Genomic DNA, 14,109 nt, shown 5'->3' with positions numbered 1-14,109 from the left:
CGCTCGGGGAACATCTGCGCGTAGGTGGCTCCGAGGACCGTGCCGTACGACTGGCCGAACCAGGACGTCCGGCGCTCGCCCGCGACGTCGACATCGTCCGCGCCGTGCTGGGCTCCACGCCATAGCGGTGCACCCGCGCGGTCGCGCGCTCCATGACGGATAAACAGCCGGGGGCCGCCCCACACCTACGGTGGGGGAGCCAATTACGTCTGCACCCCCCGGAGGGAATCCGTGACTGCTCCCCACGCGTTCTGGCTGGCCGGCCGCGAGGCCACCGGCGAGGAGACCTTCGACGTCACGAACTCCTGGGACGGTCGTCTCGTCGGCACCGTGAGCGTGCCCACCGAGGCGCAGGTCGAGGAGGCCGTGGCCGCCGCGCACGCCGTGCGGGACGAGTTCGCCGCGACCCCCGCCCACGTCCGGGCCGCCGCCCTCGACCATGTCGTCAAGCGGCTGACCGAGCGCACCGAGGAGATCGCCCAGCTGATCTCCGCCGAGAACGGCAAGCCCATCAAGTGGGCGCGCGGCGAGGTCGGCCGTGCCGTCTCCGTCTTCCGCTGGGCCGCCGAGGAGGCGCGCCGCTTCAACGCCGGCGACGCCCAGCGCCTGGACACCGACGCCGGCGGCACCGGCCGCCTCGCGCTGACGCGCCGCTTCCCGCGCGGCACCGTGCTCGGCATCGCGCCCTTCAACTTCCCGCTCAACCTGAGCGCGCACAAGGTCGCCCCGGCCATCGCCGTCGGCGCCCCGATCATCCTCAAGCCGGCCCCGGCGACCCCGATCTCCTCCCTGGTCCTCGGTGAGATCCTCGCCGAGACGGACCTGCCCGCGGGCTCCTGGAGCGTCCTGCCCGTGCCCAACGACCGGATGCCCGCCCTGGTGCAGGACGAGCGGCTGCCGGTCATCTCCTTCACCGGCTCCGGCCCGGTCGGCTGGTCGATCCTCGACTCCGCGCCGCGCAAGCACGTCACCCTGGAGCTCGGCGGCAACGGCGCGGCCGTCGTCCTGGCCGACTGGTCCTCCGAGGAGGACCTGGACTGGGCGGCGCAGCGCATCGCCACCTTCTCCAACTACCAGGGCGGCCAGTCCTGCATCTCCGTGCAGCGCGTCATCGCCGACGCCTCGCTGTACGAGCGGCTGGTGCCGAAGGTCGTCGCGGCCGTCGAGGCGCAGGTGACGGGCGACCCGTCCGACGTTGCCACCGACGTCGGCCCGCTGGTCAGCGAGGACGCCGCCAAGCGCGTGGAGTCCTGGGTCGACGAGGCCGTCCAGGCCGGTGCGACGCTGCTCGCGGGCGGCAAGCGCGACGGCGCCACGTACGCCCCGACCGTCCTGGCGGACGTCCCGGCCGGCGTGACGATCGCCTGCGAGGAGGTCTTCGGCCCGGTCCTGACGATCACCAAGGCCGAGGGCGAGGACGAGGCGTTCGCGGCGGTCAACGACTCCCCGTACGGCCTGCAGGCGGGCGTGTTCACGCACGACCTGCAGACCGCCTTCCGTGCGCACCGCGCGCTGGAGACCGGTGGCGTGATCATCGGCGACGTCCCGTCCTACCGCGCGGACCAGATGCCCTACGGCGGCGCCAAGCAGTCCGGCGTGGGCCGCGAGGGCGTGCGCTACGCGATGGACGACTACACCTACGAGCGTGTTCTCGTCCTGACGGGTTTGAACCTGTAACAGCGTCAAACAGCTGCACAGCAGTGCGCTCCGGCACCGTGTGCCGGAGCGCACTGCTTTCCGCCTGCCGGTACGCGGTTACGCTGCGGCGATGTGGACGGTGGGGGCACTGGAACGCAGGATCGCGGGGTGGCCGCGCGCGGCGCTGGACGTGCCGCTGGCGGTGGGCTTCACGATCGTGGCGCTGCTGCTGGCGCACGAGCGCCCGCCCGAGGGCTGGTACTGGGACCGGCCCGACACCCTGGGCTACGCGCTGATCTGCGCCGCCAACCTCGTCCTCGTCGCACGCCGCCGGGCCCCCCGCACCGTCTTCGCGGCCGCCACGGCCCTGTGGCTCTGGTACATCGCCGCGGGGTTCTGGCCCGTCGTCAACAGCGGCGCCCTGATGCTGGCCCTGTACACGGTGGCCGCCACCTGCCGCACGGCCCACGCCGCGGTCTGCGGGGCGACGCTCGCGGCGGTCTGGATCCTGGGAGCGCTGCTCTCGCGCAGCGGCGACATGGCGACGGCCGTGGCCCAGGCCCTGGTCATCCCCTTCATCATCTGGAAGTTCGGCGACAACGCCCGCCGGCTGGCAGACCGTAACGTCACCCTGTCGGAGCTGACCGGCCAGCTGCGCCGCGAGCGCGAGGAGAACGCCCGCCACGCGGTCGCCGAGGAGCGCGTCCGCATCGCCCGGGAGCTGCACGACGTGGTCGCCCACCACATGTCCGTCATCTCCGTGCAGGCGGGCCTGGCCCACTACGTCTTCACCAGCGACGCCACGACCGCCCGCGACGCCCTCGGCACGATCTCGGCCTCCAGCGGGGAGGCGCTGGAGGAGCTGCGCCGGCTCCTGGCCGTGCTGCGCGTGGGGCCCGAGGGCGTCGGCGAGAACCCCGGCGACGGCCCGTACCAGCCCGCGCCCGGCCTGGACCGGCTCGAGGAGACCGCCGAACGCGTCCGGGCCGCGGGCGTGGCGGTGGAGCTGGAGGTCGTGGGGGAACGGCGGCCGCTCCCGCAGGGCCCGGACCTGTGCGCGTACCGCGTCGTCCAGGAGGCGCTGACCAACGTCATCAAGCACGCCCGCCCCGCCCGCGCCACCGTCCGCGTCGAATTCCGGCCGCACCAGCTGTCCGTACGGGTCACCGACGACGGCCGGGGTGCACTTCCGGCCATCCCGTCGCCGCCGGGCGGCCACGGGTTGATCGGCATGCGCGAGCGCGCCAGGATCTACGGGGGATCGCTGGCCGCCGGCCCGCGCGACGAGGGCGGGTTCGAGGTCCGGCTCACCCTTCCCCTCCAGTCGCCGGTGCAGGGGAGAGGGACGGCCGGGGATGACCGGGAAGGCCGAACGGAGTGAGGCCGCGGACATCCGCGTCCTCGTCGTGGACGACCAGGTCCTCATCCGCGCCGGAGTCGCCGCCCTGCTGCGCGCCGCCCCCGGCATGGCGGTCGTCGGCGAGGCGGCCGACGGCGAGGAGGCCATCGCGCTGGCCGCCGAGCACCGGCCCGACGTGATCCTCATGGACATCCGGATGCCCGGCCTCAGCGGCATCACGGCCACCGAACGCATCCTGGAGGCCGCCGTGGACCCCGCACCCCGGGTGCTGGTCCTGACCACCTTCGACCTCGACGAGTACGTGTACGCGGCGCTGCGCGCGGGAGCCTCGGGCTTTCTGCTGAAGGACGCGGGCCCGCAGCGCCTGCTCGCCGCCGTGACGGCCGTGGCAGGCGGCGACACGCTCTTCGCGCCGACCGTCACCCGCCGCCTGATCGAGGCCTTCGCCCGGCGCGAGCCCGACCCCGAGCCCGAGCCGCCCGCGCTCGAGGGGCTCACCGGCCGGGAGACGGAGGTGCTGCGGCTGACCGGACGCGGGCTGTCCAACGTCGAGATCGCCTCCGAGCTCGTCATCAGCGAGGCCACGGTCAAGACCCACCTCAACCGCGCCATGGCCAAACTGGGCCTGTGCAGCCGCGCCCAGGCGGTGGTGGTCGCCTACGAGAGCGGCCTGGTCACCCCCGGCGCGGCCCGCTGACGCGCGCCGCCGCACACGCCCCACGCGCCCGGGCCGGAACCTTGCCCGGGGGCTGGTAGACGCCGTACGGATCGGGTAGGTACATACGGACGAGTAGCACCGGTCGGTAGTCGACCGGGACAACCGCCCCGACTGAAGCGGTGAGGTGCCAGATGACCGCACCATCCGTACGACCGGTCTCCGAGCGCGAGGCGCGCCAGGTCGCCGAAGCGGCCCGGGAGCAGGGATGGCAGAAGCCCAGCTTCGCCAAGGAGCTCTTCCTCGGCCGGTTCCGACTCGACCTGCTGCACCCGCATCCCACCCCCGCCCCGGAGGACGTCAGGCGCGGCGAGGAGTTCCTCTCCAAGCTGCGCGACTTCTGCGAGACGCGGATCGACGGCGCCCGCATCGAGCGCGAAGCGAAGATCCCGGACGAGACGGTCACCGGGCTCAAGGAGCTCGGCGCCTTCGGCATGAAGATCGACATCAAGTACGGCGGCCTGGGCCTGACCCAGGTCTACTACAACAAGGCCCTGTCCCTGGTGGGCTCCGCCAGCCCCGTCGTGGGCGCCCTGCTCTCCGCCCACCAGTCCATCGGGGTGCCGCAGCCGCTGAAGCTCTTCGGCACCCAGGAGCAGAAGGACGCCTTCCTGCCGCGCTGCGCGCGCACCGACATCACCGCCTTCCTGCTCACCGAGCCCGACGTCGGCTCCGACCCGGCCCGGCTGGCGACCGCCGCCGTGCCCGACGGCGACGACTACGTCCTCGACGGCGTGAAGCTGTGGACGACCAACGGCGTCGTCGCCGACCTCCTCGTCGTCATGGCCCGGGTGCCCAGGAGCGAGGGGCACAAGGGCGGCATCACCGCCTTCGTCGTCGAGGCGGCGGCCGAGGGCGTCACGGTGGAGAACCGCAACGCCTTCATGGGCCTGCGCGGCATCGAGAACGGCGTCACCCGCTTCCACCAGGTCCGCGTCCCCGCCGCCAACCGCATCGGCCCCGAGGGCTCCGGCCTGAAGATCGCCCTGACGACGCTGAACACGGGCCGGCTGTCCATCCCCGCCATGTGCGTCTCCGGCGGCAAATGGGCCTTGAAGATCGCCCGCGAGTGGTCCACCGCGCGCGAGCAGTGGGGCAAGCCCATCGCCAAGCACGAGGCGGTCGGCGCGAAGATCTCCTTCATCGCCGCCACCACCTTCGCCCTGGAGGCCATCCTCGACCTGTCCAGCCAGATGGCGGACGAGGACCGCAACGACATCCGCATCGAGGCCGCGCTCGCCAAGCTCTACGCCAGCGAGATGGCCTGGCTGATGACCGACGAACTGGTCCAGATCCGCGGCGGCCGCGGCTACGAGAGCGCCGCCTCGCTGGCCGCCCGCGGCGAGCGGGCCGTCCCCGCCGAGCAGATGCTGCGCGACTCGCGCATCAACCGCATCTTCGAGGGCTCCACCGAGATCATGCACCTGCTCATCGCCCGCGAGGCCGTCGACGCCCACCTCTCCGTCGCCGGCGACCTCATCGACCCCGACAAGTCCCTCGGGGACAAGGCCAGGGCCGGCGCCCGCGCGGGCGGCTTCTACGCCCGCTGGCTGCCCAAGCTCGTCACCGGGCCCGGAGCGCTGCCGCGCACCTACTCCGAGTTCCACCCGGCCGGCCACCGCGACCTCTCCGGCCACCTGCGCTATGTCGAGCGCTCCTCGCGCAAGCTCGCCCGCTCCACCTTCTACGCCATGTCGCGCTGGCAGGGCCGCATGGAGACCAAGCAGGGCTTCCTGGGCCGCGTCGTCGACATCGGCGCCGAGCTGTTCGCCATGAGCGCCGCCTGCGTACGGGCCGAGCACCTGCGCAGCCGGGGCGACCACGGTACCGAGGCGTACCAGCTCGCCGACGCCTTCTGCCGCCAGTCCCGCATCCGTGTGGAAGAGCTCTTCCGGCGGCTGTGGACCAACACCGACGAGCTCGACCGCAAGGTCGTCTCGGGCGTGATGTCCGGCTCCTACGAGTGGCTGGAGGCCGGCATCGTCGACCCCAGCGGCGACGGCCCCTGGATCGCGGACGCCACCCCCGGGCCCTCCAAGGCCGAGAACGTCCACCGCCCGATCCGCTGATCGGATCACCCGATGGCCGCATCACCGAGACGCCCCTGTCGGGCCGGCCCGGCGGTGCGGCCACAATGGGGGGATGACGGACTCCCTCGCTGACCCGCACCTGCGCTACTCCGCCGCCGTTCCGGCGGGCGACGGACCGCGCGAGATCGTGATCCTCGGCTCGACCGGTTCGATCGGCACCCAGGCCATCGACCTCGTGCTGCGCAACCCCGGCCGCTTCACGGTGACCGCCCTGTCCGCCGCCGGCGGCCGGGTGGACCTCCTCGCCGAGCAGGCCCGGCAGCTGCGGGTGCGCACGGTCGCCGTCGCCCAGGCCGACAAGGTGCCGGCGCTGCGCGAGGCGCTCGCCGCGCGGTACGGGAGCGAGCCGCTGCCCGAGATCCTGGCGGGGCCCGACGCGGCCACCGAGGTGGCGCGCAGCGAGTGCCACACCGTCCTCAACGGCATCACGGGCTCCATCGGCCTGGCGCCCACCCTCGCCGCCCTGGAGGCGGGCCGGACGCTGGCCCTGGCCAACAAGGAGTCCCTGATCGTCGGCGGCCCGCTGGTCAAGGCCGTCGCCAAGCCGGGGCAGATCATTCCCGTCGACTCCGAGCACGCGGCCCTCTTCCAGGCCCTGCTGGGCGGCACCCGCGCCGAGGTCCGCAAGCTGGTCGTCACCGCCTCCGGCGGCCCCTTCCGCGGCCGCACCAAGGCCGAGCTGGCGTCCGTCACCCCGAAGGACGCCCTGGCGCACCCCACCTGGTCCATGGGCCCGGTGATCACGATCAACTCGGCCACCCTGGTCAACAAGGGCCTCGAGGTCATCGAGGCCCACCTGCTGTACGACATCCCCTTCGAGCGCATCGAGGTCGTCGTCCACCCGCAGTCCTACGTCCACTCGATGGTGGAGTTCACCGACGGCTCCACGCTCGCCCAGGCCACCCCGCCCGACATGCGCGGCCCCATCGCCATCGGCCTCGGCTGGCCCGAGCGGGTGCCCGACGCGGCCCCCGCCTTCGACTGGTCCCAGGCCTCCACCTGGGAGTTCTTCCCCCTCGACGAGGAGGCGTTCCCCTCGGTCGGCCTCGCCCGGCACGTCGGCGGTCTCGGCGGCACCGCGCCCGCCGTCTTCAACGCCGCCAACGAGGAGTGCGTCGATGCGTTCCTGAGCGGGCAGCTGCCGTTCAATGGGATCGTGGACACCGTCGCCGAGGTGGTCGCGGAACACGGCACCCCCGCCGCGGGAACCCGCCTGACCGTCTCGGACGTCCTGCAGGCGGAGACCTGGGCGCGCGCCCGGGCCCGCGAACTGGCGGCCCGTACGGGCGCCCGTACGGCGAAAGCGACCTCGGAGGCCCGCGCATGACGACACTGATGACCGTCCTGGGGATAGTCGTCTTCGTGGTGGGCCTGCTGTTCTCCATCGCCTGGCACGAGCTGGGCCACCTCTCCACCGCCAAGATGTTCGGCATCCGGGTGCCGCAGTACATGGTCGGCTTCGGGCCGACGGTCTTCTCCCGCCGCAAGGGCGAGACGGAGTACGGCATCAAGGCCATCCCGCTCGGCGGCTACATCCGCATGATCGGCATGTTCCCGCCCGGCGAGGACGGCCGCATCAGCGCCCGTTCCACCTCCCCGTGGCGCGGCATGGTCGAGGACGCCCGCTCGGCGGCCTTCGAGGAGCTGCAGCCGGGCGACGAGACGCGGATGTTCTACACGCGCAAGCCGTGGAAGCGCGTGATCGTGATGTTCGCGGGACCGTTCATGAACCTGGTCCTCGCGGTGGTGATCTTCCTCGGCGTGATGATGTCGTTCGGCGTCAACACCCAGACCACGACCGTCTCCGCCGTCTCCGAGTGCGTCGTCTCCGCCAGCGCCGCCACCGACAAGTGCCCCACGGGCGCCAAGGACTCCCCGGCCAAGGCCGCGGGCCTGCAGCCCAAGGACCGGATCGTCGCGTTCAACGGCCACAAGGCCACCGACTGGACGACCCTGCAGAAGGAGATCCGCAAGACCACCGGCCCGGCCACGATCACCGTCGTGCGGGACGGTCAGCACAAGACCCTCAGCGCGGACCTCATCTCCAACCAGGTCCAGAAGTACGACGGCAAGGGCGCGCCCCTCAAGGGCCAGTACGTCACCGCGGGCTTCCTCGGCTTCACGCCCGCCACCGGCGTCGTCCAGCAGTCCTTCGGCCAGTCCGTCGACCGGATGGGCGACATGGTCCAGTCCGGCGTGGAGTCCCTGATCGCGCTGCCCGGCAAGATCCCGGACCTGTGGAACGCCGCCTTCGACGGCGGCGAGCGCAAGGCCGACTCGCCCATGGGCGTCGTGGGCGCCGCCCGCGTCGGCGGCGAGGTGTTCAACCTCGACATCCCGCCGTCGCAGCAGATCGCGACCATGCTCTTCCTGGTCGCCGGCTTCAACCTCTCGCTGTTCCTCTTCAACATGCTGCCGCTGCTGCCGCTGGACGGCGGACACATCGCGGGCGCCCTGTGGGAGTCGGTGCGGCGCGCCTTCGCCAAGGTCTTCCGGCGCCCCGACCCGGGCCCGTTCGACGTGGCCAAGCTGATGCCGGTCGCCTATGTGGTGGCGGGGATCTTCGTCTGCTTCACCATCCTCGTCCTCATCGCGGACGTGGTGAATCCCGTACGCCTCACCTGAGCCGGGGCGCCGCCCCCCGGCCCCCGCCCCCCCCGGCACACACCCATGCCGGACGCGCTGAATTTCCAGCCCGTCCGGCGTTTGCCGTAACCTCGGAGACCGGAGCCCGCCGATCTCGGGACCATGATTTAAGACCTTGGGGTTGCTCGCCAGATGACTGCGATTTCGCTGGGAATGCCTTCCGTTCCGACCAAGCTCGCCGACCGCCGGGTCAGCCGCAAGATCCAGGTCGGATCCGTGGCCGTCGGCGGCGACGCCCCCGTGTCCGTCCAGTCGATGACGACGACCCGGACCTCGGACATCGGCGCCACGCTGCAGCAGATCGCCGAGCTGACGGCCTCCGGCTGCCAGATCGTCCGCGTCGCCTGCCCCACGCAGGACGACGCCGACGCCCTGCCGATCATCGCCCGGAAGTCCCAGATCCCGGTCATCGCGGACATCCACTTCCAGCCGAAGTACGTCTTCGCCGCCATCGACGCCGGCTGCGCGGCCGTCCGGGTCAACCCGGGCAACATCAAGCAGTTCGACGACAAGGTCAAGGAGATCGCCAAGGCCGCCGGCGACGCCGGCACCCCGATCCGCATCGGCGTCAACGCCGGATCGCTGGACCGCCGCCTGCTGCAGAAGTACGGCAAGGCCACCCCCGAGGCGCTCGTCGAGTCCGCCCTGTGGGAGGCCTCCCTCTTCGAGGAGCACGGCTTCCGCGACATCAAGATCTCGGTCAAGCACAACGACCCGGTCGTCATGGTCAACGCCTACCGCCAGCTGGCCGCCCAGTGCGACTACCCGCTGCACCTGGGCGTCACCGAGGCCGGCCCGGCCTTCCAGGGCACCATCAAGTCCGCCGTCGCCTTCGGCGCGCTGCTCTCGGAGGGCATCGGCGACACCATCCGCGTCTCGCTGTCCGCCCCGCCCGCCGAGGAGATCAAGGTCGGCATCCAGATCCTGGAGTCGCTCAACCTCCGCCAGCGCCGCCTCGAGATCGTCTCCTGCCCCTCCTGCGGCCGCGCCCAGGTCGACGTCTACAAGCTGGCCGAGGAGGTCACGGCGGGCCTGGAGGGCATGGAGGTCCCGCTGCGCGTCGCCGTCATGGGCTGCGTCGTCAACGGCCCCGGCGAGGCCCGCGAGGCCGACCTGGGCGTCGCCTCCGGCAACGGCAAGGGCCAGATCTTCGTCAAGGGCGAGGTCATCAAGACCGTCCCCGAGTCCAAGATCGTGGAGACCCTCATCGAAGAGGCCCTGAAGATCGCCGAGCAGATGCAGAAGGACGGCATCGCCTCCGGCGAGCCCACCATCAGCGTCGCCGGCTGACCCGGCCGGAACCGGCCGGTTCCACCCCGCACCACCGCTGCCCCGCCCCCGCAAGGGACGGGGCAGCGCCATATCCGCCCGCGAGACAGGTACCCGTCCAAGGCTGGAGGTACAGTGCCAGGACCTGTTCCCCCATGGCCCCCGGCCCGCGACGGTGAGGCAATCCCACACGTGCTGACGACGACCACCACCAAGGTCCTGGAGCCCGGCGAACTCGACGCTGCCCTCGCCGTCCTCGACCGAGACCCCGTCGCCAACGCCTTCGTCGCGGCGCGCGTCCAGGTCGCCGGGCTCGACCCCTGGCGGCTCGGCGGCGAGATGTGGGGCTGGTACGCGGGCGGCCGTCTGGAATCGCTCTGCTACGCGGGCGCCAACCTCGTCCCCATCTGCGCCGGCCCCGACGCCGTACGCGCCTTCGCCGACCGCGCCCGCCGCTCCGGCCGTCGCTGCTCCTCCATCGTCGGGCCGGCCGGGGCCACCGCCGAGCTGTGGTCCCTCCTCGAACCCCACTGGGGCCCCGCCCGCGAGGTCCGCGCCCACCAGCCCCTCATGGTCACCCGGTCCATGCCCGCGGAGGTCGAGCCCGACCCGCTGGTCCGCCGCGTCCGCAGGGACGAGATGGACGTGATCATGCCGGCGTGCGTGGCCATGTTCACCGAGGAGGTCGGCGTCTCCCCGCTCGCCGGCGACGGCGGCCTGCTCTACCAGGCCCGCGTCGCCGAGCTCGTCGGCTCCGGCCGCTCCTTCGCCCGCGTGGAGGACGGCCGCGTCGTCTTCAAGGCCGAGATCGGCGCCGCCACGGACCGGGCCTGCCAGATCCAGGGCGTCTGGGTCGCCCCCGAGCACCGCGGCCGCGGCCTGTCCGTGACCGGCATGGCCGCCGTCCTGCGCCACGCCCTGCGCGAGGTCTCCCCGGTCGTGAGCCTGTACGTCAACGACTACAACACCGCCGCGCGGGCCGCGTACCGCCGGGTGGGCTTCGAAGAGGTCGGCGCCTTCATGAGCGTGCTGTTCTGAGGCGACCGACGGACCTACGGACGGGTAGCCTCCCCGCATGAATGACATCGCGGTCGGACCGCTCGACCTCGCCGCACGGGTGGACGAAGCGCTGGCCGTGCAGGCCGTCGCCTTCGGGCTCACGCCCGAGGAAGTCGGCGTACGGCGCCACATCGTGCTCCGGCACCTCGCCTGCCCCGGCGCACGGGCCCTGGGCGCCACCACGCCCGAGGGCCGGCTCGTGGGCTTCGTCTACGGGATGCCGAACGACCGCACGCACTGGTGGTCCACGGTGGTCGAACCGTATCTGCGCGCCAACGGCTGCGAGGCCTGGCTGGACGACTCCTTCGTCATCACCGAGCTGCACGTCCACCCCGCGTTCCAGAACCGGCGGATCGGCCGGGGCCTGATCACCGCCATCACGGCCACCGCCCGGGAGCCCCGCTCCATCCTCTCCGCCATCGACCGCGAGAGCCCCGCCCGGGCGCTCTACCGCAAGCTCGGCTACCGGGACCTCGCCCGGAACGTGATCTTCCCCAGCGCGCCCAGCCCGTACGCCGTCATGGGGGCGCCGCTGCCGCTGGCGGCCTGAGAAAGCGTTTCCCGGCCCTCGGCGCCGGAGGCTAGTCTCCTGGAGATCACCCCGCACGGTACGCAGGAGCAACCATGGCCCATGTCCAGCGCATGTCCAAGACGATGATCAAGACGTTGCGCGACGACCCGGCCGACGCCGAGACCGCCAGCCACAAGCTGCTGGTCCGCGCCGGCTACGTACGCCGCTCCTCGGCGGGCGTGTGGACCTGGCTGCCGCTCGGCAAGAAGGTCCTCGAGAACGTCACGCGCGTGGTGCGCGAGGAGATGGACGCCATCGGCGGCCAGGAGGTGCTGCTGCCCGCGCTGCTGCCCAGGGAGCCGTACGAGACGAGCGGGCGCTGGACGGAGTACGGCGACCAGCTCTTCCGGCTGCGTGACCGCAAGGGCGCGGACTATCTCCTCGGGCCCACGCACGAGGAGATCTTCACCCTGACGGTCAAGGACCAGTGCACGTCCTACAAGGACCTGCCGGTGATCCTCTATCAGATCCAGACCAAGTACCGGGACGAGGCGCGGCCCCGCTCGGGCGTGCTGCGCGGCCGCGAGTTCCAGATGAAGGACTCGTACTCCTTCGACACCACCGACGAGGGCCTGGCCGAGTCCTACCGGCTGCACCGCGCCGCCTACGCCCGCGTCTTCGCCCGCCTGGGCCTGGACCACCGGATCGTCTCCGCCGTCTCCGGCGCGATGGGCGGCTCGGCGTCCGAGGAGTTCCTGGCCCCGGCGGCGGCCGGCGAGGACACCTTCGTGGACTGCCCCAGCTGCGACTACGCCGCCAACACCGAGGCGGTCACCACGGTCGTGACCCCCGCCGACCCCGTGGGCCACGGCCCGCTGGAGGAGGTGGACACCCCGGACACCCCCACCATCGAGACCCTCGCCGAGCACCTGGCCGTGCCGGCCTCGGCCACGCTCAAGAACCTGCTCGTCAAGGTCGACGGCCGCATCACCGCCGTCGGCGTGCCCGGCGACCGCGAGGTCGACCTGGGCAAGCTGGGCGAGCACCTCGCCCCGGCCGTCGTGGAGTTGGTGACGGCCGAGGACTTCGCGGACCGGCCCGCCCTCGTGCGCGGCTACGTCGGCCCGCAGGGGCTGCCCGAGGACGTGCTCTACCTCGCCGACCCGCGCGTGGCGCCCGGCACCGCCTGGATCACCGGCGCCAACAAGCCGGACACGCACGCCCGCAACGTCGTCTGCGGCCGCGACTTCACCGTCGACCGCTACGTCGACGTCGTCGTGGTCGAGCCCGGCGACCCGTGCCCCTGCTGCGGCGCGGGCCTGGAGATCGGGCGGGCCATCGAGGTCGGCCACATCTTCCAGCTCGGCCGCAAGTACGCCGACGCGTTCGGCCTCGACGTGCTCGGCCCGCAGGGCAAGCCCGTCCGCGTCACCATGGGTTCGTACGGCATCGGCGTCTCCCGCGCCGTCGCCGCCCTCGCCGAGCAGACCCACGACGCCGCCGGTCTGTGCTGGCCCCGCGAAGTCGCCCCGGCGGACGTCCACGTGGTGGCCGCCGGCAAGGCCGTACAGACCGAACTGGCCGACGCGGTGGCCGCGCGCCTGGCCGAGGCGGGGGTGCGCGTCCTGCTGGACGACCGGGCGGGCGTCTCACCGGGCGTCAAGTTCACGGACGCGGAACTGATCGGGGTGCCGACGATCCTGGTCGTGGGGCGCCGCGCGGCCGACGGCGTGGTCGAGCTGAAGGACCGCCGCACGGGCGAGAAGGAGGAACTGCCGGTGGACGAGGCGGTGTCGAGGCTGACGGAGGCGGTTAATTCCAGCCTGTCCGGCGTTTGAGGACCGGGGGTTCGGGGGCGGAGCCCCCGGACCTACAGCAACCCCGCGAACTCCAGCAGCAGTTCCCCCTGCCTCCGTTCCCCCCGCGCCAGCGCCACCGCCCCCGCCTCCGTCGCCCGGAACAGCGTCCAGCCCCGCAGCCGCCCGGCGTCGACGTCCAGTGACTCCGACAGCTTCGCCACCCGCCGCCGGGCCGCCGCGGCTGCCCCCGGCGCGGCCAGCAGCGTGTCGGCGCGGTCGCGGACCAGCCAGGCCAGGTCGTAGGCCCGTTCGCCGACCAGCGGGCGCGGGGCGATGGCCAGCCAGGGCGCGCGGTCGGCGGCCAGGACGCTGCCCTGGTGGTAGTCGCCGTGCAGCAGCACGGGAGCCTCCTCGTCGCCGGCCGCCACCAGGCCGTCGCGCAGCTCCAGCGCCTCGTCGAGCACGCCGCGCACCTCCGCCGCCCACGGCTCCTCGCGGTACGAGCGCAACGCGTCGGCCGGCGCCGCCGTGTGCTCGGCGACGGTCGCGAACGGATGACCGGCGGCCGGCGGCACCCACAGCCGCTGGAGCGTGGCGGCCGCCTCCAGCTGGGCCTTGGCCTCGGCCAGCGACCGCAGGCTGACGTCGGCGTGCAGCCGTTCGAGCAACAGCGCCCCGGCCGCCGGGTCCACGCGCAGCGCGCGCACCGCGCTGCGTCCGTCCCAGTGGGCGAGCGCGGCGTGTTCGCGCTCGGCCGTGCCGTCGGGCGGGGAGAGCTTGAGCGCGGCCGGCGTGCCGTCGGCCTGCCGGACGAGGACGACCATGCCGGTCCGTCCGCCGGGCATCTGCACCCGTTCGGGTGTCAGTTCCCACCGGGCGAGGCACTCCCGGGCGATGTCCGGCAGCGCCGTGAGCCACTGCTGCGCGGCGGCGCCGCGGCCGGGGTCCGAGCCCAGGGTCCGAACCAGCCGCTGCGGCGGTTCGAGGCGGTCGTGAGCGTTGGCCATCCCTGAGGGGTCCCT

11 protein-coding genes are annotated in these 14,109 nt (G+C 72.7%); 10 read left to right on the top strand and 1 reads right to left on the bottom strand.

Annotation, left to right across the window (positions count from 1 at the left end):
• Window positions 1-231: 231 nt before the first annotated feature.
• From AB0G59_RS26660 to AB0G59_RS26615, 10 genes are all read left to right on the top strand, one after another.
• Window positions 232-1,677, top strand: coding sequence for an aldehyde dehydrogenase family protein (locus AB0G59_RS26660; RefSeq protein WP_360916520.1), 1,446 nt, complete (start codon window positions 232-234; stop codon window positions 1,675-1,677).
• Between the two features lie 91 nt (window positions 1,678-1,768).
• Complete coding sequence (locus tag AB0G59_RS26655) at window positions 1,769-3,019, top strand: sensor histidine kinase (protein ID WP_360916517.1); 1,251 nt, start codon at window positions 1,769-1,771, stop codon at window positions 3,017-3,019.
• The gene (locus tag AB0G59_RS26650) at window positions 2,994-3,695 is read left to right on the top strand and encodes a response regulator transcription factor (protein ID WP_360916514.1); all 702 of its coding nucleotides are present in this window, start codon (window positions 2,994-2,996) and stop codon (window positions 3,693-3,695) included. The genes AB0G59_RS26655 and AB0G59_RS26650 overlap by 26 nt, the downstream gene beginning before the upstream one ends.
• 152 nt (window positions 3,696-3,847) lie before the next feature.
• Window positions 3,848-5,782, top strand: coding sequence for an acyl-CoA dehydrogenase family protein (locus AB0G59_RS26645; protein ID WP_360916511.1), 1,935 nt, complete (start codon window positions 3,848-3,850; stop codon window positions 5,780-5,782).
• A 73-nt stretch (window positions 5,783-5,855) separates the two neighbouring features.
• The gene (gene dxr, locus AB0G59_RS26640; RefSeq protein WP_360916508.1) at window positions 5,856-7,130 is read left to right on the top strand and encodes a 1-deoxy-D-xylulose-5-phosphate reductoisomerase; all 1,275 of its coding nucleotides are present in this window, start codon (window positions 5,856-5,858) and stop codon (window positions 7,128-7,130) included.
• A complete protein-coding gene (locus AB0G59_RS26635) occupies window positions 7,127-8,428 on the top strand; it encodes a site-2 protease family protein (RefSeq protein WP_360916505.1) in 1,302 nt (433 codons plus the stop codon). Before dxr ends, AB0G59_RS26635 begins: the two co-directional genes overlap by 4 nt.
• 153 nt (window positions 8,429-8,581) lie before the next feature.
• Entirely contained in the window at window positions 8,582-9,739 is a 1,158-nt protein-coding gene (gene ispG, locus AB0G59_RS26630; RefSeq protein ID WP_360916501.1) for a flavodoxin-dependent (E)-4-hydroxy-3-methylbut-2-enyl-diphosphate synthase, read from the top strand.
• A 171-nt stretch (window positions 9,740-9,910) separates the two neighbouring features.
• A complete protein-coding gene (locus AB0G59_RS26625) occupies window positions 9,911-10,756 on the top strand; it encodes a GNAT family N-acetyltransferase (protein WP_360916498.1) in 846 nt (281 codons plus the stop codon).
• 37 nt (window positions 10,757-10,793) lie between these two features.
• Complete coding sequence (locus AB0G59_RS26620; RefSeq protein ID WP_360916495.1) at window positions 10,794-11,327, top strand: GNAT family N-acetyltransferase; 534 nt, start codon at window positions 10,794-10,796, stop codon at window positions 11,325-11,327.
• A 74-nt stretch (window positions 11,328-11,401) separates the two neighbouring features.
• On the top strand, window positions 11,402-13,126 hold the full coding sequence (locus AB0G59_RS26615; protein WP_360916492.1) for a proline--tRNA ligase: 1,725 nt from the start codon (window positions 11,402-11,404) through the stop codon (window positions 13,124-13,126).
• A 32-nt stretch (window positions 13,127-13,158) separates the two neighbouring features.
• On the opposite strand, the gene AB0G59_RS26610 is transcribed toward AB0G59_RS26615, so the two are convergent.
• A complete protein-coding gene (locus tag AB0G59_RS26610; protein ID WP_360916489.1) occupies window positions 13,159-14,094 on the bottom strand; it encodes an aminoglycoside phosphotransferase family protein in 936 nt (311 codons plus the stop codon).
• Window positions 14,095-14,109: the final 15 nt, after the last annotated feature.

Origin of the sequence: Streptomyces sp. NPDC021096, assembly GCF_040641275.1 — a bacterium.
Lineage (GTDB): Bacteria > Actinomycetota > Actinomycetes > Streptomycetales > Streptomycetaceae > Streptomyces.
The sequence above is the reverse complement of the archived record's forward strand: the minus strand, read 5'-3'. Positions and strand labels throughout refer to the sequence as shown.